24 protein-coding genes are annotated in these 24,023 nt (G+C 35.7%); 11 read left to right on the top strand and 13 right to left on the bottom strand.

What is annotated here, in order from left to right; all coding sequences use genetic code 11:
- Window positions 1-29: 29 nt before the first annotated feature.
- The 3 genes from LD272_RS05390 to LD272_RS05380 form a co-directional block, all read right to left on the bottom strand.
- A complete protein-coding gene (locus LD272_RS05390) occupies window positions 30-1,415 on the bottom strand; it encodes an amino acid permease (protein WP_439647382.1) in 1,386 nt (461 codons plus the stop codon).
- A gap of 423 nt (window positions 1,416-1,838) precedes the next feature.
- Complete coding sequence (locus LD272_RS05385; protein ID WP_226035568.1) at window positions 1,839-3,278, bottom strand: MDR family MFS transporter; 1,440 nt, start codon at window positions 3,276-3,278, stop codon at window positions 1,839-1,841.
- Between the two features lie 25 nt (window positions 3,279-3,303).
- Window positions 3,304-4,179: a TetR/AcrR family transcriptional regulator gene (locus LD272_RS05380; RefSeq protein ID WP_226035567.1), complete on the bottom strand. Its 876-nt coding sequence runs from the start codon at window positions 4,177-4,179 to the stop codon at window positions 3,304-3,306.
- A gap of 359 nt (window positions 4,180-4,538) precedes the next feature.
- Between LD272_RS05380 and LD272_RS05375 the strand changes: the two genes are divergently transcribed.
- Window positions 4,539-5,705: an iron-containing alcohol dehydrogenase gene (locus LD272_RS05375; RefSeq protein ID WP_226035566.1), complete on the top strand. Its 1,167-nt coding sequence runs from the start codon at window positions 4,539-4,541 to the stop codon at window positions 5,703-5,705.
- Window positions 5,706-5,755: 50 nt separating this feature from the next.
- Here LD272_RS05375 and LD272_RS05370 read toward each other — a convergent pair whose 3' ends face one another.
- Window positions 5,756-6,304, bottom strand: a complete 549-nt coding sequence (locus LD272_RS05370) for a ribonuclease H-like YkuK family protein (RefSeq protein ID WP_226035824.1) — start codon at window positions 6,302-6,304, stop codon at window positions 5,756-5,758.
- A 202-nt stretch (window positions 6,305-6,506) separates the two neighbouring features.
- Window positions 6,507-6,668: a YtzI protein gene (gene ytzI, locus LD272_RS05365; protein ID WP_226035565.1), complete on the bottom strand. Its 162-nt coding sequence runs from the start codon at window positions 6,666-6,668 to the stop codon at window positions 6,507-6,509.
- Window positions 6,669-6,832: 164 nt separating this feature from the next.
- Here ytzI and LD272_RS05360 point away from each other — a divergent pair, with 164 nt between their 5' ends.
- Window positions 6,833-7,255 carry a pyridoxamine 5'-phosphate oxidase family protein gene (locus LD272_RS05360; RefSeq protein WP_226035564.1) on the top strand — a complete coding sequence of 141 codons (423 nt, stop codon included), beginning with the start codon at window positions 6,833-6,835 and terminating at the stop codon, window positions 7,253-7,255.
- A 262-nt stretch (window positions 7,256-7,517) separates the two neighbouring features.
- Here LD272_RS05360 and ltaE read toward each other — a convergent pair whose 3' ends face one another.
- Entirely contained in the window at window positions 7,518-8,546 is a 1,029-nt protein-coding gene (gene ltaE / locus LD272_RS05355) for a low-specificity L-threonine aldolase (protein ID WP_226035563.1), read from the bottom strand.
- Window positions 8,547-8,716: 170 nt separating this feature from the next.
- Between ltaE and LD272_RS05350 the strand changes: the two genes are divergently transcribed.
- Both LD272_RS05350 and adhE read left to right on the top strand, forming a co-directional pair.
- Window positions 8,717-8,944, top strand: a complete 228-nt coding sequence (locus LD272_RS05350) for a hypothetical protein (RefSeq protein WP_226035562.1) — start codon at window positions 8,717-8,719, stop codon at window positions 8,942-8,944.
- A gap of 49 nt (window positions 8,945-8,993) precedes the next feature.
- A complete protein-coding gene (adhE, locus tag LD272_RS05345; RefSeq protein WP_226035561.1) occupies window positions 8,994-11,597 on the top strand; it encodes a bifunctional acetaldehyde-CoA/alcohol dehydrogenase in 2,604 nt (867 codons plus the stop codon).
- 165 nt (window positions 11,598-11,762) lie between these two features.
- Here the strand turns inward: adhE and LD272_RS05340 are convergent, their stop codons facing one another.
- The 5 genes from LD272_RS05340 to LD272_RS05320 all read right to left on the bottom strand — a co-directional run bounded on the left by LD272_RS05340 (window position 11,763) and on the right by LD272_RS05320 (window position 16,123).
- Window positions 11,763-12,704, bottom strand: a complete 942-nt coding sequence (locus tag LD272_RS05340) for a nucleoside hydrolase (protein WP_226035560.1) — start codon at window positions 12,702-12,704, stop codon at window positions 11,763-11,765.
- A 153-nt stretch (window positions 12,705-12,857) separates the two neighbouring features.
- Complete coding sequence (locus LD272_RS05335; protein WP_226035559.1) at window positions 12,858-14,054, bottom strand: MFS transporter; 1,197 nt, start codon at window positions 14,052-14,054, stop codon at window positions 12,858-12,860.
- Window position 14,055: 1 nt separating this feature from the next.
- Window positions 14,056-14,469 (bottom strand): MarR family winged helix-turn-helix transcriptional regulator, encoded by a 414-nt coding sequence (locus tag LD272_RS05330; RefSeq protein WP_226035558.1) that lies wholly within the window; start codon window positions 14,467-14,469, stop codon window positions 14,056-14,058.
- 197 nt (window positions 14,470-14,666) lie between these two features.
- Entirely contained in the window at window positions 14,667-15,350 is a 684-nt protein-coding gene (locus LD272_RS05325; protein ID WP_226035557.1) for a lysozyme family protein, read from the bottom strand.
- A gap of 419 nt (window positions 15,351-15,769) precedes the next feature.
- Window positions 15,770-16,123 carry a DUF1360 domain-containing protein gene (locus LD272_RS05320; RefSeq protein WP_226035556.1) on the bottom strand — a complete coding sequence of 118 codons (354 nt, stop codon included), beginning with the start codon at window positions 16,121-16,123 and terminating at the stop codon, window positions 15,770-15,772.
- 121 nt (window positions 16,124-16,244) lie between these two features.
- Between LD272_RS05320 and LD272_RS05315 the strand changes: the two genes are divergently transcribed.
- Window positions 16,245-16,607: a DUF2512 family protein gene (locus LD272_RS05315; protein WP_226035823.1), complete on the top strand. Its 363-nt coding sequence runs from the start codon at window positions 16,245-16,247 to the stop codon at window positions 16,605-16,607.
- A gap of 71 nt (window positions 16,608-16,678) precedes the next feature.
- Here the strand turns inward: LD272_RS05315 and LD272_RS05310 are convergent, their stop codons facing one another.
- Window positions 16,679-17,455 (bottom strand): ABC transporter ATP-binding protein, encoded by a 777-nt coding sequence (locus LD272_RS05310; protein ID WP_226035555.1) that lies wholly within the window; start codon window positions 17,453-17,455, stop codon window positions 16,679-16,681.
- 457 nt (window positions 17,456-17,912) lie between these two features.
- Here LD272_RS05310 and katA point away from each other — a divergent pair, with 457 nt between their 5' ends.
- The 6 genes from katA to LD272_RS05280 all read left to right on the top strand — a co-directional run bounded on the left by katA (window position 17,913) and on the right by LD272_RS05280 (window position 23,458).
- Complete coding sequence (katA, locus tag LD272_RS05305; RefSeq protein WP_226035554.1) at window positions 17,913-19,373, top strand: catalase KatA; 1,461 nt, start codon at window positions 17,913-17,915, stop codon at window positions 19,371-19,373.
- Between the two features lie 192 nt (window positions 19,374-19,565).
- Complete coding sequence (locus tag LD272_RS05300; protein WP_226035553.1) at window positions 19,566-20,174, top strand: DNA-3-methyladenine glycosylase; 609 nt, start codon at window positions 19,566-19,568, stop codon at window positions 20,172-20,174.
- Window positions 20,175-20,561: 387 nt separating this feature from the next.
- Window positions 20,562-20,711, top strand: coding sequence for a YfhD family protein (locus tag LD272_RS05295; protein WP_226035552.1), 150 nt, complete (start codon window positions 20,562-20,564; stop codon window positions 20,709-20,711).
- Between the two features lie 401 nt (window positions 20,712-21,112).
- On the top strand, window positions 21,113-21,652 hold the full coding sequence (gene ectA, locus LD272_RS05290; protein ID WP_226035551.1) for a diaminobutyrate acetyltransferase: 540 nt from the start codon (window positions 21,113-21,115) through the stop codon (window positions 21,650-21,652).
- 82 nt (window positions 21,653-21,734) lie between these two features.
- Complete coding sequence (ectB, locus tag LD272_RS05285) at window positions 21,735-23,006, top strand: diaminobutyrate--2-oxoglutarate transaminase (protein WP_226035550.1); 1,272 nt, start codon at window positions 21,735-21,737, stop codon at window positions 23,004-23,006.
- A 65-nt stretch (window positions 23,007-23,071) separates the two neighbouring features.
- Window positions 23,072-23,458 carry an ectoine synthase gene (locus LD272_RS05280; protein ID WP_226035549.1) on the top strand — a complete coding sequence of 129 codons (387 nt, stop codon included), beginning with the start codon at window positions 23,072-23,074 and terminating at the stop codon, window positions 23,456-23,458.
- A gap of 69 nt (window positions 23,459-23,527) precedes the next feature.
- Here LD272_RS05280 and mscL read toward each other — a convergent pair whose 3' ends face one another.
- Entirely contained in the window at window positions 23,528-24,019 is a 492-nt protein-coding gene (gene mscL / locus LD272_RS05275; protein ID WP_255639654.1) for a large conductance mechanosensitive channel protein MscL, read from the bottom strand.
- Between the last annotated feature and the right edge of the window lie 4 nt (window positions 24,020-24,023).

Genomic DNA, 24,023 nt, shown 5'->3' with positions numbered 1-24,023 from the left:
ATCTAAGGTTTCTGTGGTAAAATTAAAAATCAATTATCCTTATTATTTTTAAATAATGAGTTGGGTGGACTTTTCTCTGGCGGTTGATTCTTCCACTTATTTCTCATCGAAATAGTTACTATTGCTATTAATAGAAGAAAACCTAAACTTATAAAAAAACCTGGTCTGCTTGAATTATCAAACAACGTTCCAGAAATCCCGATAATAATTAGAACTAATCCCAATACCTGCTTCATGTTTCCACCTGCATTCAATTGCATCAGTTTCTTATAGGAAAGTAAAATGAATAACCATGTATATAACAACATTAAACCCGCAGCTGTAGTAAAGTATTCATAGATATTATCTGGTAAAAACAAAGAAACAACGATAGACAGAATTAGACCTATAATTGTAAGTCCTAATGCTCGAAAAGGAATATCGCGCTTTCCGGTCTTCGAAAAAAATTTAGGGGCATCTCCATCACTTGCTAATGTATATAGAATAGTAGTAATTGCATATAAAGATGCAACCATCGTCGAGAAACCCGCAATGATTAAAGCTCCGTTAAATACATGTGGGATAAAAGTAATATCGTAACTCTTCAAGGCAATAATAAATGGGCTTTCATCTACAGTAAATTGATCCCAGGGCACTAAGTAAATAGCCATTAACAGCGAAACGACATATACAGTTGCTAAAGTCACTAGCATAAAACTACCCGCTTTGGGTGCTTGCTTCGGATTTTTTAAATCATTAGCCATTATCCCCATTATTTCAATCCCACCGAATGCATAGAAAGCATAAATCATTGCTGTCCAAAAACCCAATAAACCGTTTGGAAACAACCCCTGATAACTTGCAGTAAATGATCGATCAGGGCGATTTCCGTCTAGCAATCCAAAGATGGCTGCTCCCGCAATAATAATGAACATTAAAATAGCTGCAACTTTTATTACGGCAAAAATATTTTCAAACCTTTCAAATCCACTAATACCCGTTAAAATAACTATAATTCCAAGCACTCCATATATTGTTGCAAATAACCACAGGGGAGTGTCCGGAAACCAAAATCTTGAGAATATCCCCAAAGCTGTCAACTGACTTCCCATGATAAGTAGTTCCGAGGACCAATAAACCCAACCATTACTGAAACCTGCCCACCTACCAAATGCTTTTTTTGCATATGACCTGAATGATCCCTTCTCAGGATGATCTGCAGTCATTCTAGCCAACGAATCGAAAACTATATATGTACCAATAGCAGCAAATAAAAAGGCAAACAATGCTGAAGGCCCGCTTTGCTTAATTGCAATACTTGATCCCAGAAAAAAACCTGTTCCAATGATAGCTCCAATTCCAACTAACGAAAGCTTCCACCAGGTTAAGTTTTTTGTGTTTGAATTTCTCTTTTCCACAGAGTTCCCCCCATTCATTTCCGAGTTAGTCTGAGAAAAAAGGTACAGAATTATTCGCTATTATTTTGAAACAATCAAATACACATGAGAGTAAATTAAACCGGATTCTTTATTTATTTCTAATCATTTGAGGGTATATTGTCTCTTCTAATATGCATGTCGGTGCAATTTCAAATTTCAACCGATCTTTTCCGACAAAAAATGTGTGGTCCTATTACTGGTGTCATTTCAAGAGTTAATATAAAGAGGAATGTTCAAAAGTTCTGGTAGGACTGATTGAAATGTTTTAAAAAGGAAGTTTTGATTCTATTCCTTTTCCTTGATCTATTATCACACACAAACAGAAGCGATTACTCCTATTGAGTAATCGCTTCTCGGTCATTCCAAGGATCTATTTTTTTGGAAAAACGTAAACACGCGCCTAAGTCCAAAATTATTTTACTAGGCGTCTCCCCTTGCTTGTTGTGCTGCTCTTTCATCTGCAGGCGTAGTATTCTTAATAAAGAAAGTCAAAACTAAACCAATAAACGTTATAAATGAAGCGACCCAAAATGCTATATTCACACCATGAATTTCTTCACTTGGCAGTGCATTTTCCCCTGTATTTAGCGCAGCACTTGTCATCACCGTTACAAGGATTGCTGTTCCCATAGAAGCAGCTACTTGCCTCATTGTATTATTCATTGCTGTTCCATGCGGAATTAAACGAAGTGGCAGTTGATTTAAACCAGCAGTCGTAACTGGCATCATCACCATCGACATCCCGAACATCCGAATAGCGAAGACTACTGTTAAATAAGTTAAAGATGTAGTTGTAGAAAGATTGGTAAACAATAGAGTTGTAACTGTCATTATTGACAATCCAGTAATCGCTAACCATCTAGCACCTAATTTATCAAATATCCTGCCCGTTATTGGTGACATAAAGCCCATTAATAGTGCACCTGGCATAATCATAATCCCGGATTCTAAAGCTGTAAATCCAGCCATTCTTTGCATATAAATCGGTAGTATTGTTTCTGATCCAATTAGACCAATAAAAACGATCATGCCAATAACCGTAGTAATCGTAAATGTCTTGTACTTAAAGACTCGAAATTCAAGTATAGGTTGGGTTAATTTATATTGACGCAAAATAAAGAGTGTAAGTGTAGCAGCACCAATAATAATAGATGCAATTACAGTTCCGCTTCCCCATCCATTGTCGCCAGCACTACTAAATCCATATAACAAACCTCCAAATCCTAATGAGGAAAGAATAATCGATAAGAAGTCAACTTTAGGATATGTTTGTTTCGTTACATTTTTCATCGCGTAATAGGCAAAAATAATAACTAAGATGGCGATTGGAAAAATAACGTAAAATAAAACTCTCCAAGAATAATTTTGAACAATAAATCCAGAAAGTGTCGGCCCAATAGCAGGAGCAAATGAAATCACTAAACCAACCATTCCCATAGCTGACCCTCGTTTTTCGATTGGAAAAACAGTTAAAAATACAGTCATCATTAATGGTAGTATGATACCAGCGCCACTAGCCTGAACAATTCTTCCCAAAATAAGAATAAGAAAGGTTGGTGCGAACGCACAGATTATTGTACCAACCGCAAAAATAGACATTGCCGAAATAAACAACTTTCTGGTAGTAAATGTTTCAATTAAGAAAGCCGTTATAGGAATCATCACACCATTAGTTAACATGAAAATAGTTGTTAACCATTGTGCTGTATTCTCGGTTATCTTGAATTCTTCCATAATATGCGGTATAGCAGTCGCCATCAATGTCTGATTTAGAATTGAGATAAAACCACCAGTAATAAGTACCGCTACAATCATTCTTCTGTCTAGCGCTTGAACCCCTTGTGCTTGCTCATTTACCATCTATTTTCATCCCCTCTTTTTTCTGTCATTGATGTAAGTTTAATAATTTTTTTATCGTTGAAATTTGAGATTCTACTTCTAAGGAATTCTTTAAATATGCTAATAAAGACTCAATTAAAAATAGCCTTGGCTCCTCTTCTAATACTTCCTCTTTCAATAAATCAACAGCAGCGTACAAGCTTTTTTTTACCGTTTGATCAATTTCTTTTTCTTTTATATTATCTGAGATTTGTTTTAACCATTCAGTTAGCTGATCTTCAACACTTAAAGGATCCTGGTCTCTTTTTAATTGATAGTCTGTCATCATGTCAGCAGATAATACAGGTTCTGGTTTAGACTGTTGATCCACAATAGCATCGATACTAAACACAATAAAGTCTGCAATCAATTCTGGTTTAACCTTTTTATCATCTAATATCCTTATCTGGATAAATTCTTTAATAATACCTTGTAGCGCAATTACTATATCCCAAACATTCGCTTCAATTTTCTCTCCATACACATCTAATAATATATCTTTGTGCCAAGTATGCATCTCAGCTCTTATACGTTTCATCAATGGTTTGAATTGTTTATTTTTTGGTAAAGATTTCGAAATTAAATTAAAATAATCCTTATTTATTAATATTCCTTCAAACTCAATTACAATTAATTTTTTAAGATTTTCCCTTGGAGACAGTGACTGATCTGAATTTATAAATTTTGCTTGTTGCACCATTTTGTCATGATTGTATTCAAATACTTTGACGAGCAAGTCTTCTTTTGACTCAAAGTATTTATACAAAGATCCTTTTGAAATTCCACAATCCTCTGCTATCTCTTGCATAGAGGTGGAAAAATACCCTTTTTGCGAATATAATTTCATCGCTGTTTTCATAATATCTACCTGTTTGTCTTTCATATCATCACCTCTTCAAACTCACTCCGACTACATTTGACCACCGGGTCATTTTTACACCCATTAGTTTTTTAGAACACGAGGAATTATATATAAAAGAGCGATAGAAGTCAATTCATCCAGCTTGAACTTCTTAGAAAAGAAGAGCTACAACAATCGGCCAGGTAATTCATTTCAATAGCCGACAAATAATCAGTTCTTAAGTCATCTACTTAACTCAAAGAATTGATAATTTAGCGTTTTGAAATACATTGCATTCTACTTGAATAATTAAAAGACATTGTCTTTAAACTATGATGATGTCTATTACTTTACAATAATTTTGTGATTCGGCATTATGTAGATAAGGAGGCTGATAATAAATGAAAAACTTTACATACCATAATCCTACCAAGCTAATATTTGGTAAAGGACAAGTAGAACAGTTAACAGAAGAAGTGCCGAAATATGGCAAGAAGGTTCTAATCGTTTATGGTGGAGGCAGTATTAAACGAAGTGGCCTTTACGATCAAGTTATAGAAACTCTAGGTACAATCGGCACAGAGGTGTTTGAATTAGCAGGGGTTGAGCCCAATCCTCGAGTTACAACTGCTAGAAAGGGTATTGAGATTTGCAAAGCTGAAGGAATTGACTTCATCTTAGCTGTCGGTGGAGGAAGTACGATTGACTGTACGAAAGCAATAGCCGCTGGTGCTAAATCCAATCAAGATATCTGGGATATTGTAACAAAAAAAGTTGGTGTTGAAGATGCCTTACCATTTGGAACTGTCTTAACACTAGCAGCTACAGGTTCCGAAATGAATGCCGGATCTGTTATTACAAATTGGGAAACAAATGAAAAGCACGGCTGGGGTAGCCCTTACGTCTTCCCTAAGTTTTCTATCCTAGATCCTGTAAACACTTTTACAGTTCCAAAAGACCAAACTGTTTATGGAATGGTAGATATGATGTCTCATGCTCTTGAGCACTATTTCCATCATGATACGAATACGTTGCTTCAAGACAGAATGGTTGAAGGTATTTTACGTACCGTGATTGAGACAGCACCAAAACTTCTAAATGACTTAGAAAGCTATGAACATCGCGCCACTATCTTATACAATGGTACGATGGCATTGAACGGTATGGTGAATATGGGTTATCAAGGGGACTGGGCGTCTCACAACCTTGAGCACGCTGTTTCAGCTGTACATGATATCCCTCATGGTGGAGGACTTGCAATTATCTTTCCAAATTGGATGGATTATGTAGTGGATGAGAATATTGGACGTTTCAAACAGTTAGCATTGCGCGTCTTTGATGTTGATCCATCTGGCAAGTCTGACCGTGATATTGCAGTAGAAGGAATTCAAGAAGTAAGGAAATTTTGGAATAGCATTGGCGCACCTTCAAAGCTATCTGATTATGACATTACCGACGACAGTATCGAAATAATGGCAGAAAAAACTGTAATTGCTAGATCGGAATATGGTAATTTCAAAAAGCTGAATAAAGACGATTCAGCCGCTATTTTTCGCGCTTCACTATAAAAATTCACTTATTTTAGGTACGCTTGGATTTCCAGGCGTATCTTTTTATTTTAATATTTCGTGTACCTGTTGGCATATGAAGAAGAGACAAATGAATCCGGTTTAACCACTGGTTCAAGGCCTGCCGATTCAATTCTAAACATCATTTCACTAGCTAAAAAACGTGTTAACGACCTCTTCTCTAATCCTATATCAATATGCCCTTCCATTGTAAAAGAGCTTCCCCGGTAGATATGAGGTAAGACAATATCGATTAGCTTACTTTTTCTTTCTTCATTAAATAGATATGCCACCTGTTCTGTTAAGGTCGTTTCCATAGAGATTTTTTCGTGTAAATTCAAATATTTACGTTCGAATTTCACAGGTAGAATACAACCCCAAGCACCTTTTTTATATCGTTGAATTACTATGCCAGTGATAAAGATTGTATGGGATTTATGAACTTGAGAATCAGTTCCTACTATTAATCTGTAGTTCGCCTTTTGATCCATTAGCATAAAATCCTCTATATGTTTAAAAACTCTATTAAACGACATGTTTTTCTCAGATAAATTGTTAAATTTTAACTCTTCAATAAAAGGAAATGCTTCATCCTTCATCAATTATTCTTCTCCCTTCACATTAATCAGTTATCTCAAAAGTTTGTACCTCTTTTATAAAATATAATAATATTATATTCATTTATTATTATTATTGTGTGATGAGTTATATTATCCAATTAACCTTTTAAAGAATAAAAAAAGGAAAGCAGAAGTTATAAAAACCTCTGCTTTCCTCTTTCACTCAATCTATTGTAATGCTTTATTTTTGTATCTCTTTATTTTGGTCGTTCTCATCCTCTAACTTTTCACCGGGTAGTGGATCCACTGAATGTTTATAATTGTATCCTTTGTTTATAGTCATTAGAGATAGACCTAAAACGAGAATAACAACTACAATACAAATAATTACAACAACAAGCATACTAAAAAACTCCTCAGACTTATTTTAAAGAAAACCTGCATCCTTCTTAAACAATAACTCGATATACGCAATCACACAAGGAAAAACAAATGGTTTAGCAGAATAATTTATCTACTAATCATCATAATAAGCTTAGACATTTTAAAAATACAGGAGGGATTGTCATGCAACAGTCAGAGGTTAATAAAAATGCCGAGGAAATTCTGAATAACAATAAAGTTGGCACGCTTGCAACAGTTAAGAATGATAAACCATTCTCACGCTACATGACTTTTTTTAATGACAGTTTTACACTTTACTCTGCTACTAACAATGAAACACATAAAGTAGATGATCTAAACAAAAACAATAACGTTCATATTATTATTGGATATAATCATGAAGGCTTAACAGATTCTTATCTCGAAATAGAAGGTAAGGCAGAAATCATTGACTCGATTGATGTTAAACAGAAACTATGGAATGAAGATCTAGAACCTTGGTTTGATGGAGTTGATGACCCTAATTTATCTATCTTAAAAGTTAAGCCAAATAAAATACGTTTAATGAATAATAAAACGAATGAACCCCAACTAATTGAGTTTTAAATTACTAAAGTCAAGCTCTACCTGAATGCAATTGTTACGGAACACTTCTTATTTATAAGTAAAACGCACCTAGTGTGTTTTACTTTATACTTGATGAAAGGATTTAAGATCTTTTAGAAATCTTCCAAGAGTTACTTACCTTTTCGGTGCTGGACCAATAGAGAAAGGTTTTTGAAAAAGAGATGTTAGAGATGATTAACTAACTTCTATTGTTAACAACAAAATAGGCAAAGAAAAAAATCTCTCCCTGCCTTATTTTTATTCACTGATTGTTGGTAGCCTTGGAAATAGCTGTTATTACTTTACCTGTATCTTCCTTTGATACGTGATAATTTGTTACTAGTCTTATCGTATTAGGACCCATGGAACCAGCTAAAACTCCTTCAGCTTTTAATTTTTCTAAAAATTGTTCTGATGTAAATCCAGCTTCTTTAACATTGACCAAGATAATGTTCGTTTCCACTTCGCTTTCAATTTTTAATCCCTTACTATTCGCTAATCCCTCTGCTAAAATTCTAGCATTCTCATGATCATCAGCTAATCTACTTACATTATCGCGTAAAGCAACTAATCCAGGAGCAGCTATCACACCTGCCTGCCTTAGCCCTCCACCTAAGCGCTTTCTCCATTTTCTTGCTTGTTCAATAAAATCATTGGTCCCTGCTATGATTGAACCAACAGGTGCGCCTAGCCCTTTTGATAAACAAAATTGCACTGTGTCTGTGTACTGCGAATAATCCTTCAAAGCTATTCCGGAAGCGACCGAAGCATTAAACAATCTAGCACCATCCAGGTGGATTGGGATGTTGTTTTTGTTAGCAATTTGGTAAATTTCCTTCATATTATTTAATGGAATTATAGCCCCACCTGCCTTGTTATGTGTATTCTCCAAACATATTAGGCTTGTTCTTGGAAAGTGAACATCTTCTGGTCGAATTGCTGCTTCAACATCTTCTGGATTCATTGCTCCTCGGACCCCTTGTAGCGGCCTCGATTGAACACCCGCTAATGCCGAAAAACCTGCACCTTCATAGAGATAGATATGCGAATTCGCTTCTAGTATTACTTCATCACCAGACCTGCAGTGAGTAAGCGCAGCTATTTGATTTCCCTGGGTACCACTGGTTACAAATAGTGCCGCTTCTTTCCCTAGCATTTCAGCAGCTGTTTCTTCTAAATTATTTACCGTAGGATCCTCACCATAAACATCATCCCCCACTTCTGCTTGGTATGCTGCTTGCCTCATTGCACTGGTTGGTTTTGTTAATGTATCACTTCTTAAATCAATCACTGATGTTATCCCCCTTTTTAATTACATGATACTACATACCGTTAATAGTTAACTATTTTTCTATCAGAAGCTTATGTGAAACATTTCACAAACTTGTCATAAATAGAGCAAACTGTAAACGCTACCAGCTGATAAGCTTAAATTAGAAAGAGTAAAGGGGTGAGAAAATAATGATCTTATACGATTGGTTAAACTTTGGCACAGATACTGATATCTATACACAACAAGCTTTTGAGAAAGAAATTGGTGACGTGTTTGAAGCAATGTTAATTGATGATATAAAAGAAATACCACATTATATTTGGACTAGAAATTATGTCGTTATTATCAAGCCAACTACACGAATGTATAAGGATGTATCTTTTACCAAGATCCCCCGCAATCCATCGATTGTTTAAATTTGAACCTTTATGCTCAGAACTTCACAATAAACTAGGAGGGATTTACATGACAACGAAAGTTAAAAAAAGGACAGATCAAGGAAAAACAGTCATCCAGAGTATTGATGAGCTAGTTGATAACGCAAAAATTGCTTTACAAGAAATGAAAAAATTAAATCAAGAACAAATCGATGATATTGTTAAAGAAATGGCTTTAGCCGGACTAGATCAACACATGCAATTAGCTAAATTAGCTATTGAAGAAACTAAACGCGGTGTTTATGAAGACAAAATCATTAAAAACATTTTCGCAACAGAATATGTCTATCACAATGTAAAATACGACAAAACAATTGGCGTAATAAGTGAAAATACACAGGACGGAATGATAGAAATCGCGGAACCAATTGGTGTTGTTGCTGGGGTTACACCTGTTACAAATCCAACTTCAACAACAATGTTTAAAACCATTATTTCAATTAAAACAGGTAATCCGATTATCTTTGCTTTTCATCCTTCTGCCCAAAAATGTAGCTCTGCTGCAGCTCGTGTATTATATGAAGCAGCAATAAAAGCAGGAGCTCCGAGGCATTGCGTCCAGTGGATAGAAACTCCTTCACTCGAGGCTACACAAACATTAATGAATCACGATGGTGTTTCATTAATCTTAGCAACGGGAGGAGCAGGTATGGTGAAATCCGCCTATAGCTCAGGAAAACCTGCATTAGGTGTTGGACCAGGTAACGTACCTTGTTATTTTGAAAAAACTGCTAACATCAAACGCTCAGTGAATGATTTAATTTTGTCTAAAACATTTGATAACGGGATGATTTGCGCTTCTGAACAAGCTGTAATTATTGATAAAGAAATTTATCAAACAGTTAAACAAGAACTAATTGATAACAATTGCTACTTTTTAAGTGCTGACGAAAAAGCAAAAGTTGAAAAGTTAGTAATTAATGAAAATACATGCGCAGTAAACCCCTCTATTGTGGGAATGAAACCAGTTAGTATTGCGGAAATGGCTGGCGTAAAAGTCCCTGAAGATACAAAGATTCTAATTGCCGAATTAACTGGGGTAGGTCCCGACCATCCGCTTTCTCGCGAAAAATTAAGTCCTGTGCTTGCGTGTTTTAAAGTAAATAACGCTGAAGAAGGGTTACTGCGCTCAGAAGAGATGCTCGAGTTTGGTGGGCTTGGCCACTCTGCAGTTATTCATTCAGAAAACCAAGCAGTAATCGATCAGTTTGGAAGAAGAATGAAAGCTGGACGTTTAATTATTAATGCACCATCATCACAAGGAGCAATTGGAGATATTTACAATGCTTACATGCCTTCTTTAACGCTCGGGTGTGGTTCCTATGGTGGTAACTCAGTTTCTACTAATGTTGGTGCTGTTCATTTAATGAATGTTAAAAAGATGGCAAAAAGGAATGTTAATATGCAATGGTTCAAAGTTCCATCTAAGATCTATTTTGAGAAAAACTCTGTTCAATATCTTGCTAAAATGCCAAAAATCTCTAAAGCATTTATAGTCACTGATCCTATGATGGTTAAACTGGGTTATGTAGATAAGGTCTTATATAATCTTCGCAAACGTCCCGATTATGTACATTGTGAAATATTCTCAGACGTTGAACCAGATCCATCTAAAGAAACCGTCATGCGTGGGGCAGAAGCAATGGATGCTTTCAAACCTGATGTTATCATCGCTCTTGGTGGAGGATCTGCTATGGATGCCGCTAAGGGAATGTGGTTATTCCATGAACATCCAGAAACTGACTTTAATGGAATAAAACAGAAGTTCTTAGATATTCGCAAACGTATTTACAAGTATCCTGAGTTAGGAAAACGAACACAGTTTGTTGCAATTCCAACAACATCAGGTACAGGATCAGAGGTAACATCATTCTCAGTTATTACAGATAAACAGAACAACGTTAAGTATCCACTTGCTGACTATGAGTTAACTCCAGATGTTGCAATTATCGATCCGCAATTCGTTATGACTGTACCAAAAAATGTTACAGCCGATACTGGAATGGATGTTTTAACTCATGCAATTGAAGCCTATGTATCAAATATGGCTAATGATTATACTGATGGTTTAGCAATTAAAGCCATTCAGTTAGTATTTGACTATTTACCACTTGCTTACAAAGATGGCTCTAATGAAAAAGCTCGCGAAAAAATGCATAATGCATCTACGATTGCAGGTATGGCTTTTGCCAATGCTTTCTTAGGGATAAACCATAGCCTTGCACATAAATTAGGTTCTGAGTTCCATATCGCTCATGGACGTGCCAATGCAATTCTTCTACCACATGTAATTCGCTATAATGCAATGAAGCCTAAGAAATTTGCTGCATTCCCTAAGTATGAGTACTTTATTGCTGATACACGTTATGCAGAAATTGCAAAAGTATTGGGGTTACCTGCAAAAACTACAGAAGAGGGTGTAGAAAGCTTAGTAGAAGCAATTATAAAACTTGCTAAAGAGCTGAATATCCCAATGAGTATTGCACAAAACGGTGTTAGTAAAGAAGCTTTTGAAGATAAAGTTGACTATTTAGCCGACCGAGCATTTGAAGACCAATGTACAACAGCAAACCCTAAACTTCCTTTGGTAACTGAACTGGCTGAAGTTTATAGAAATGCATATAAAGGATAATGGTTAGTACTATAACCACAATAAAAACCTCCCATATGGGAGGTTTTTATTGTTTGTGAAAGTAAAAGACTAAATAGCAAACTATTTCTTATTTGGGATACTATGTCGATCGTTTCTAATCACTCAATTAATTTTGGTAGCACATTTGATTGACGCGCCTATGGCCTACTTAACCTTCTTAGCTAAATCTGTAATGTAATTAAAGAAATCATCTGCTGACACATCATAGACAACGTTTACCGAGCGACCATTATCTGAAAGAGCCGTTTTACCTTGGCTTGGTATTTCAGTCTTGATCGTACTCTTAACTGTCTTAGACGAAACTAAATCAGGCTTACCAACAGAAGCAGTTGCGAGTACATCCCATAGAAAGTAAGTCGAGTTAGTTTGAACATCATGTACTAGTGGCGGAACAGTTGCATAGCACTGTCCCAAGAAATCTACACCCTCATACTTTCGTTCTTTAGCCCATTCATTTCTTACATTAAGCGTTAACGGGACTTGTTGCGTGCTTTCTAAAGCAACCATCTCAATCTCTAATCCACTTGCCCACACACGTTGGACCGCATATGGGTCCCAAAATGCATTCCACTCCGCTGTTCCATCGTGCTCAGGCTCTTGTACATTCCCTACATCCATAAATGTACCACCCATCCAAACGAGCTTTTCAATCTTATCCTCTATTTCAGGAGCCTCGTCAAGTGCACGAGCCAGATCTGTTAATGGGCCCGTGAATAATAATGTTGTTTTCTCCTTTGTATCTTGAATTTTTTTTATCATGTCCAGATGTGCTGGCAACTCACTTATATTGGTATCCATTTTTCCACTTTCATTAAGTATCGGTAATGCATCAACGTTAAACGTCTGTTTTCTCCAATCACCAGGAAATGGATTTTGTCCACGAGAGTTTGATTTGGCCACTTCAACTTGATATCTACTGAATCGGTCAATAATTTTTCTGCTTGCGTTTGTTCCTGGTTCTAGATAACCATCTGCTGGAATTACTGAAACACCTGTTAGTTCTACACTTTCCATCTGTGTTAACAAAAATAGAGATACAAGATCATCTACTCCAGCGTCATGGTTGAAATAAATCTTTTTAGCCATTAAATAATCTCCTTTTTTCGTCTTTTATCTGATCGTAGTCTATACATAATTTTAACATACTATTATTTAGCTTTTAAAAAGCGTAGGCAGCGCAAGTTTTATAGACGAAAAGCAAAAATTGCGACAGTCCTCGCACCTCGTTTACTCGTTTGTTTATTCTGTTTGCTCTGCAATTTTTGTTTTTTTCACAAATGACTGTTGCAGGATGAACAACCCGAAAACAACTAGTAGCAGAGTTGCACAAATTATATATAAGGTTTGGAAACTATAAAAAGCAATAATAAGTCCTAATACATAAGAACCAATCGCAATTCCAGAATCATAAAAAGTAAAGAATGTAGCTGTCGCATGACCACTGCGATGTCTAGGGGCTGATTGAATAGCCATCGTTTGAAAGCTTGGTAATAGTGACCCACACCCCAACCCAATGATACCAGCGGATAAAAGCAACATCCAAGTAGAATCAGTAAAGCTTAACGTTACTAATCCAATTGCAAAAATCAACAAGCACGGAAGAATCACATACTTTGCACCCTTCAAATCAAATAATTGGCCCAAATAAGGACGCGAGGCTATCATCACAACTGCGAATACGACAAAGAAATAACTAGCAACAGCGGATAATCCAATTGATCCTGCATAGACAGATATATAGGAAAGTACACTGGAGTATGCGATCCCTACTAACCCACTAATAGCAGCAATTGGAAATGCCCTTAATTCAAATAAATCGTGAATTGAAAACTTTTTACCCCTTATAGCTATTTCTTTCTCGCTAGATTGTGGAACATGAACAAGTAACGAACAGATTACTCCACCGATCATGATGATACTAAGCAAAGTAAATAGCATTTGGAATGATACAACTTGTAATAACGTTAATCCAATAAACGGACCAATGACAACAGCAATGTTCATCGACATCGCAAAATAGCCTAACCCTTCACCTCTACGTTCATCAGGTACAATATCAGCCGCAATCGTACCGGTAGCTGTAGTTAATACACCAAAAGATAAACCATGAAAGAATCTTAAAATTAATAATGGAATAAAATCATCAATCCAAATATAGAAAAACATCGTTACAGTAAATAAAACGATACTCCAAATGAGTCCCTTTTTCTTACCTACCTTTTCTAATATTTTCCCAGAAAAAGGACGCATAATAATAGCTGCAAGCAACATAAAGGTGACTAGTAAACCACCCTCTGCTTCTGTACCACCCAAATGATTAATTACATAAATAGGCAATGTCGTTAACAATGTATAAAAAGCAACAAATACCATAAAGTGCGTCAATGAAACATTAATAAAGCTTTTCGTCCAAATCGGTCTTCTTTCCTTAGTCATCCTACTTTCCCCCATCCGATCCTAATCTCTTAATTAACAACAAAAGGTTGTCATGATCCTGTTTAGTTATTTTTTGAAGTATTTTTCGTTCAAATTCCTGAACAGATTGTTCAATTTCTACATATTGAACTCTTGCCGTTTCTGTTAACGAAATAAGACGCTCCCTTTTATCTTTACCTTTTGTCCTTTTGACCCATCCATTATCTTCCATCCGCTTCAATGTTCGTGTAACCGTGGGTGCTTCCACATTCAAATACATCCATATCTCTGTCTGTGTCATGGGACCATAAGTGTGCAGACAGTAAAGAATTAACCATTGAGAATGATACAATCCATGCTTATTTAACTGTTCATTTAATTGTTTATTTAAGTACCGAACTTGTTGATTTAACGTATGAATTAGATTATTATTCATTTTTATCCCCCGAAAATTATTTACCTAGGTAAGTATTGACTAAATCATATTACTATCTTTCTCAGATAATTGTAAAGAATGATGCTTTTTAAGTAATATTATTAAATAGAAAGAACCTAGAGTACTCATCTTTAAAACGAGTAACCGAGGTTCTTCTATACTGTCAGGTAACATTTAAGAACATCAGACAAAAAAATCTAATTATCTAGCGCCACTTGAACAACCTCATTATCCACATAGGAAAGCGCGTCTGGATAGTAATTTAACACCGCTTGAACATATAATATATCTCCATAACAAGCGTTATACTGATTTGCCTCTTCCCTAATACAACTGTAAATACCTTTGTGCTTTAATTTTTGATACATTTTGGCTGAAAAATCTATCGCTAGATCTTCCGTGTACCGCCCACCACGTTCATTAACATAAGCGATAAATCCTTCTCCGAAATTATAAGACTGTAAAGCTAGTCTCACATCACCATTAGCTTTATCTAAAACTCTATTGAAATAAGATACACCCTGTTTAATTGATAGCTCCGGGTTATCTATACACCCGACTTCTCCACAGTAGCTCTCTGAAGCTTGCATTGGATCATTACCTCTTCCGGTTGATTCCTGCATCATTAAAGATAATACAACACTCGTGTATTCCAGTTTTCCAACCTCTTTAAGATGCTTTTCTACCATTGGGCGATAATCTTTTACTTGCTGCGATAACCCAGGTTGCCTTTGGCTATCAGGAACGGCTACACGACGGTCACCATTCGATAAAAAGGAAATTAATGTCATCATTATTGTTAATAACAAAGTGATTGTAGCTATTGATTTAATTGCTCGGATTACCGGCCATTTATTTTTATTAGATTTATACTTTGACATGTATGACTCATCCTAACACGGTTAAACATTCGTTGTTGTTAACGATTGGTTATTCTACTTTAAAACTATACCAATATATTATCTCTTTAACTACCAATATATTTAATTCATTGATTCAATTGGCGGATTTTTTAAAAATTATAGCCAAGCGCCCTATCCAATCGGTAAGAACTCGCATATAAAATTATATATTGATTAACAGAACTAGAAACATTTCTTAACTATATTTTTGATTCTTATAATGAGGTGATAGGATGTCAGAGCTAAAACTTTCTAAAAAAAGTGTAGCAACTAAGAAAAATAAAAGAAAAAAATCCGGTTGTGGTTGTGGAGCCGCAAGACGAAGAAAAAAAGCAGATAACTAATAAAAACGAAAGCCAAACAAACCCTAGACATTTTGATGTCTAGGGTTTTACTCTTTAATCGTCAGAAATGTAATTCGTTATTACTTGAACAATTGACCCGACAGCTGCCAACGCTAAAATTATTATTAAAGGCATAACCATAAATGGAAATAATGTATAGCCTACAAATAAAATAGCCGCACTCCATATTCCGGTACACCAATGACAGCTAAGCAGTTCACCTATGAATTTCCGTATTCCGCTTCCTTTTATATAAAGGATTTCATCTATTGATCCATCTTCGTTTACCTCTTCTCTAATATCATGAAATGGAAGCCTAATAAAATTAGTGATATCATCATATACCACTAATCTCGTTAATCGAAATGTTGCTAAACTTAATAACAAAAAAGTAAACCATGTAATCATACATACCACTCCAATTGTTCCTTGATATTATATTCTATTCAAGCAACATCAAAGGAGGGATAACATTATTAACATACTTTTTACTAATCAGGGGAGGTTAGTATAAAAGGAGTGATACAATCTGACAGGTTTATTCGTTAAATTAATTGTTTGTCCAATCACAGTGATTATTGCTTGGATGTTATTTCCAAATGTAGACTTCGCCTTTTGGTACCAACCAATTATCCTTGGAGTTATACTCGCTGGCGCTGGACATTTAATGGAAATGTTACTTCTTAATAAAAACACAGTACTATTTAGTACATTTATGGATGTAGTTGCTTCCGTAATTATTGTTTACTATGTATCGATATTTTTCACAAATACAATTGTAACCTTCTGGGGTGCTTTACTAACCTCTCTTTTACTAGGTGTCACAGAAATCGTCCAGCACCGGTGGCTAGTACAAGAAAGGAAAACAAAGAGTTCACCAATACTAAAATAACTAAGGTAAGGGTCTAGCTCAAAAAGCTTGGCCCCTTACTCTTTCGACTCGGACATTTTGATACCTCAGTATTAAATTTTTGTTAGGAATGGTCGCCCTTTTTTCCATTCTACATTTACTGGTACTTTAAAAAAATCAGTTAACATATCGTTTGTTAACAGTTCCTCTGTCATACCAGAAGCAAAAACGTTTCCAGCCTTTAGTAAAAGTGTATGCTGAAAACACGGTAAGACTTCTTCTACATGATGTGTAACATAAAGGATAGACGCGGGATTTGTATGATTAGCTATTCGACTAATCGCCTCAAGTAATTGTTCACGAGCAATAAAGTCAAGCCCAATAGTAGGCTCATCAAGAATAAGGAATTCAGGATCTGCCATAAGAGCTCGTCCAATTAGGACGCGTTGCCGTTCTCCTTGTGATAACGTGCTGTAACTCCTATTGGCATACTCAAAACATCCTAATTCTTTTAATAACTGTTGAGCTTTTTGCCTCATATCATCAGTAGGTGTTTGATACAGTCCTATTGATGCAAAAGCACCACTTAATACGACTTGATAAGCACTGTCCTCCCCGTATATCCGTTCCTGTAGTGTTGAAGAGACAATTCCAATCCGTTTTCTAAGATCTTCTCCAAGTGGATCTTTTCCAAATCGCTTTTGAAGTACCGTTACATTCCCTTTCGTCGGAAAGTAATATGCGGATAACATATGTAATAAAGCTGTTTTACCCGCCCCATTTAATCCTAACAAAGCCCAGTGTTCTCCTTTATTTATTTTCCAAGTAATATCTTTTAATATCCATTTACCATCTCTCATTAACGACACATCATCTAATTGAATGACCAACGTAGAACCTCCCCTTTAATCAAAAATGAATATAAATTTAATTCTTAACTATCATCTCTTCATTTTCAAAAAACTTCGACTACTGTGATTATACTAGAAATTCTCATTTATTCCGAATCATTAATAATTTAAATAATCAGATATTTAAATGAGGGGGTTTTTAAAAAAGTCCTATCCACTCATTCAACAACAGCTGATTTCCAGTGAATTTATGATGGATTAGTAGTTTGATTACAATCTTCCCCTTAAATAATGGAGAGGTATTTTCAATCCTTTTCACTATTTAAAATTATATTATCTATCGGTATAATACTCGTCTTAACAACATAAAGTTTAGTATATAATCAACCTTATTTAAAATCATTTTAATTAAATATTGATTTTTATAAAGTTTGCATTATAATAAGACATGTATTATTCTTAATTTAGTAACTATTAAGGGAGAGGTGTTCACAAAGTGAGTAATGAAAAAAAATACTTAACAACAGCGTCTGGAGCCCCTGTGGGTGATAATCAAAATTCAATAACTGCAGGTCACAGAGGACCTACACTAATTCAGGATGTTCACCTACTAGAGAAACTCGCACACTTTAATCGCGAGAGAATTCCAGAACGCGTTGTCCATGCTAAAGGCGCAGGCGCACACGGATACTTCGAGGTAACTAACGATCTTTCAAAATATACTAAAGCGGACTTTTTATCCGAAGTTGGTAAACGAACACCTATGTTTATTCGTTTCTCAACTGTAGCAGGTGAACTTGGCTCTGCCGATACAGTAAGAGACCCTAGAGGTTTCGCTGTTAAATTCTATACAGAGGAAGGTAACTACGATTTAGTTGGTAATAACACACCGGTGTTCTTCATCCGTGATGCTATAAAATTCCCTGACTTCATTCATACTCAGAAGCGAAATCCAAAAACCCATCTAAAAGATGTAAATATGGTTTGGGATTTCTGGTCTTTATCACCAGAATCCTTACACCAAATTACGATTCTTCACTCTGACCGTGGTATTCCAGCAACATTACGTCATATGAATGGATATGGAAGCCATACGTTCAAATGGACGAACGCAAATGGAGAATCTGTTTTTGTAAAATATCACTTTAAAACATCACAAGGCGTTAAAAACCTTGATGTAGATTTGGCTGGTAAACTAGCAGGTGATAATCCTGATTATCATCTAGAGGATCTCTACAATTCTATTGAAAAGGGTGACTACCCTGAATGGGTACTTCATGTACAAATCATGCCTGAAGAAGATGCAAATACGTATCGATTTGATCCATTCGATGTTACAAAAGTATGGTCTCACAAAGACTATCCATTAATTGAAGTTGGTCGTATGGTGCTTGATAAAAACCCAGAGAACTATTTCGCTGAAGTAGAGCAAGCTGCATTCTCACCAGCTCATTTTGTACCTGGAATCGAAGCTTCACCAGACAAAATGCTTCAAGGTCGCTTATTTGGATACTCTGACGCACATCGCTATCGTGTTGGTACTAATCATGAATTACTACCAATCAACCGTTCTAAAGCAGAAGTAAATAACTATCAACGTGATGGTTCTATGCGCTTTGACGGCAATGGTTCCGGTGTAAATTACGAACCAAATAGCTTTGATGGACCAAAGGAAACTCCTGAAAATAATGTTACTCCATTTGAAGTAACTGGATTCGCTGATAGTGTTTCTTATGATAGTGAAGATCACTATACACAACCAGGAGACCTATTCCGTCTAATGAGTGATGATGAACGTACTCGTTTAATTCAAAACTTCGTAGACCATATGCAAGACGTTGAAAAAGATGAAATTAAACTACGTCAAATCGGTCACTTCTACAAAGTTGATCCCGAACTAGGAAATCGCATTGCAGAAGGTCTTGGATTATCTGTACCAGAAACAGCTAAAAAATAATCTTTGAGATTTCAGGGGCCACTCATTTCGTGAGTGGCCTTGTTTTTTTGTGGCACAATCAAAACAAGTATAGATGGATAAACTCTCATTTTCCGTTAAAAATATACTACCTGTATTCAACACATGGTAATTTTTCGTTTATTTAGAATCAAAAGGAACTTTAGAAATTTCTAGCTAAGGAGCACATTCATAGTGACACAAATAAATACTGATGAACTAAAACCACATGACATATCTTTTTATAATCAGCCTACATTAGAATTGGCGCAATCCTTACTTGGATGCTTGTTAATCAAGGAAACCTCTGATGGCATAGCCGCTGGGATAATTGTCGAGACAGAAGCTTACAAAGGACCAGTTGACCAAGCTGCCCACAGTTTTAACAATCGTCGCACAAAGCGAACTGAAGTTATGTTTGGTCTGCCTGGATATACCTATACCTACTCCATGCATACACATTGTTTATTTAATGTAGTGAGTGGACCAATAAACAAGCCCGAAGCTGTATTAATACGTGCCGTTGAACCTTATTTAAATAGACAGTTAATGACTACGAGGCGACCAAAAATAACAACCGAACAACAATTAACTAATGGACCCGGCAAGCTCACAAAAGCTTTAGGGATTAGTATGAGTGACTATGGACATTTACTAGACCAAGAACCGTTATGGATTAGCCCTAGCCAGCTCTCTTCAATAGAGATTTCATCCGGACCTCGTATTGGTATTGGCAACTCAGGTGAAGCTAAAGACTATCCATGGAGGTACTTTATTAAAGGTAATCCCTATGTATCAAATTGACTTCTTTCCTATAGTTAAAACTAGACGATTTTTAAAAACTTCATCAGAATCGCCCTTCATCCGGGAGTGTCCCTGTTTTACTACCTTTAGTTCATTACGATAAAAAAAACTAACTCCTATATCGCAGCCCAATAAATAGGCACTACACCACTATCTTTTTACTCCTTATCGGATTGGAATTAACTAAGATGATCCCGGTGCCCTTTTTCATCACAAAACGGGCACGTTTCAGACGTTCCTTGATTACCATGAAGTCATTCGTTTTACCCTGTTTTTTGATAAACAAATACGTCCCAATGTATAGCTTGCCTAGAATACTTACATACTAGTAAAGAATAAGTAACTAAACTTATTCAATTACTCTAGCTATCGAAAGGAATGCTGTTTATGAGTAAAAAAAGATTAAAAAGGAAAAGTGATATCGAAAAAGCAGAAGATGTAGAATTCTCAAACGAACTTGCGGACTCTGATGATTTAGAAGCTGTAGAACGAATGAAAAAAGCAGATCGTCGTGCACAGGAAAAGTCATCAGAATAAGAAAAAGCAAATGCCGATCGGCATTTGCTTTTTCTTGCTTTAACGAATCTACGAAAAACGGCTCCTTTAATAACTAAATAATCAAAAACTAGTGAAAACGTCTAATTTTCTACTAAAAATTGGATTTTTATACTTTTTCTACAATTTTGTTTCTGAAAGCTTCAAACCCTTTGATATCAAACAAGCAAGCGCTATTTTAAAGTAAAAAAAATATATACAGAAATGTTAAATTTGTTAGAATACTTAACAAAACAGTAGCATTCTTTAAGCATTTCTATCTTGTTGGTGCTAATCAGCTCTTAGAAGGCTTAACGCTTGTTAATGCTATTTAAACTGGTTTGCGAAAAATTCGCATCAACTTTATTATAATATAGGTAAACATGAGCGAAATACAAAAGTAATTGAAGGGAGAATTTACTATTAACAGTCAAATAGCAACTGTAACCGCTCCTACTGAAACAGTTTACTTCGATAAACCAACTGTAGAAGATGGTGCAGCAATGTGGGAATTAGTAAATAACTCAACACTTGATCAAAACTCAGCGTATAAGTATATTATGATGTGCGAATATTTCAAGGAGACATGTGTTGTAGCTAAAGAAAATGATAAATTAGTAGGATTTGTTACCGCATTTATCCCTCCAGAGCGCCATGATGTACTGTTTATCTGGCAAGTGGGTGTTGATTCTTCCCAACGCGGAAAAGGAATTGCATCTAAACTTCTGAATACACTTATTCAGAGAGAGTATTGTCAAAATGTACACTATGTGGAAGCGACTGTTACCCCATCAAATAAAGCATCTCAATCATTATTCCGTCGCCTAGCACACGACCATCAAACTGAGTGTACTGTTAGTGATTTATTTGGCGAAGAACTATTCCCAAGTGATGATCATGAGCCAGAACTTAACTTTAGAGTAGGACCGTTAGAAGATAAATAAATAACTTGTTTAACAGTTAAAATATAAGATAACAACATACTCATTACCCTGGGTATGCATTTACTTAAGGAGGATTTTAAACGTGAGCAAAGATATGGATATTATTAATACATTAGAATCAGAAGTACGCAGTTATTGCCGTAGTTTCCCTACGGTTTTCACACAAGCGAAAGGTTACAAAATGTGGGACCAAAAAGGGAAAGAATATTTAGACTTTTTTGCTGGTGCAGGTGCCCTTAATTATGGTCACAATAATCCAAAAATGAAAGAAAAACTAATTGAGTACATTACTAATGATGGTATTACTCATTCTCTTGATATGGCATCAACAGCTAAAGCTGAATTTTTAAATAAGTTCAATGAGGTTATTTTAAAACCTCGTAAGCTTGAGTATAAAGTAATGTTCCCTGGACCAACAGGAACAAATACAGTAGAAAGTGCGTTGAAGTTAGCTCGTAAAGTAACAGGACGTACAGATATTATTAGCTTTACAAATGGATTTCATGGTATGACTATTGGTTCTCTTTCTGTCACAGGAAACTCGATGAAGCGCAAAGGTGCTGGAATCCCATTACAGAATGTAGTTACAATGCCATATGATAATTATGTAGATAATCAAGACTCTTTAGATTATCTTGAGCGCTTTTTAGAAGATAGTGGTAGTGGTGTCGCAATTCCTGCAGCCATGATTTTAGAAACAGTTCAAGGTGAGGGTGGAATTAACGCCGCTAGCTTTGAATGGTTGAAAAAAGTAGAGAGTATTTGTAAGCGCTGGGGGATCTTATTAATCGTAGATGATGTTCAAGCAGGTGTGGGCCGTACTGGTACATTCTTCAGTTTTGAAGGTGCAGAAATCAAACCAGATATTGTCTGCTTATCAAAGTCTCTAAGTGGCTACGGGGTACCATTTGCTATTACGCTTATTCGTCCAGACATTGATAAATTCCAACCTGGCGAACACAATGGTACATTCCGAGGAAACAACCATGCATTTGTAACAGCAACCTCAGCACTAGACTACTGGAAAGATGACGAATTTGAAAAAGACATTAAAGTGAAATCAGAAATGATTTATAGCTTCCTTGAAAAAATGGTTGCCACTTATCCAGAGCTAAAAGGTGAAGTAAGAGGTCGTGGCTTCATGGTAGGTATCGCTTCTGAAGTAGATGGACTTCCAAATAAAATTGCCGCTAAAGCATTTGAAAACGGCTTAATTATGGAAACATCTGGACCACTAGATGAAGTATTCAAGTTATTCCCACCATTAACTATTGATGAGCAAGGACTTAAAAGTGGGTTTGAAATTATAGAAGAAAGTATTAAAAGTATCGTAAAAGAGCCAGTAACTAGTTAAATTTGGGTAAACCATAAAATATATTATAAAAGATTTAGCAATTAAATTATCAGGGGGAACTAAACATGAAAGTAGTATCACTAAAAGACGTAATAGGGACTGAACAAGATATAGATGGCGGAAATTGGGTATCTAGACGCCTACTTCTTAAAAAGGATGGTATGGGATATACTGTCAATTATACAACTATCAAGCCTGGAACTGAGACTCATATCTGGTATCAAAACCACCTAGAATCTGTTTACCTTACAGAAGGTGAAGGCGAAGTTGTCACACTTAGTGACAACAAAGTATGGCCAATTAAAAAGGACGATCTTTATGTACTAGATAAGCATGATGAGCATTTACTACGTACAAAAGATGGAATGAGTATGGTTTGTGTATTTAACCCACCATTATCAGGAAAAGAAGTACATGATGAAAATGGAGTATATCCAGCAGACCTAGATTAAAACTTTTGCCCTCAACAATGTTGAGGGCTTTTTATTTCTATACTAATAAGACAAAACATTCATTATGTGTTATTTAATCTTTATCCGAAGTTTGGATTTATTTGTGCTAATTTGACTTCGATTTTGTTCATCTAGTTCAGATGAACAGTTAGGGCATTTTACAGCTTGAGAAGGGATCGGTAAACGACAAAAAGGACATTCCTTTTTTGTCATTGAATCAACAGGGTGTTGATTGGGTCTTCTCCAACGATTCATCTGTCTTATCATGATAAATATAACAAAAACAATAATAATAAACCGTATAAATGACGTAATAAACAACCCATAATTAATCGTTGCAACACCTGCCTCTTGCGCATCCTTAAGAGAAGAATAGTGTCCCCCACCAAGCACAAGAAAAAGGTTTGAAAAATTCATTTTGGCTAATAATAAACCAACCGGTGGTAAAAGTACATCACTAACAAATGAATCAATAAGTCCACTGAAGGCAGCCCCTAGGACTAAACCAATTCCCATATCCGCTGCACTTCCCTTTAATACAAATTGACGGAATTCTTTCATTAAA

Origin of the sequence: Aquibacillus saliphilus (assembly GCF_020404745.1) — a bacterium.
GTDB lineage: Bacteria > Bacillota > Bacilli > Bacillales > Amphibacillaceae > Aquibacillus > Aquibacillus saliphilus.
Note: the sequence above shows the minus strand (reverse complement) of the source record. Positions and strands in the feature narration are given on the sequence as shown.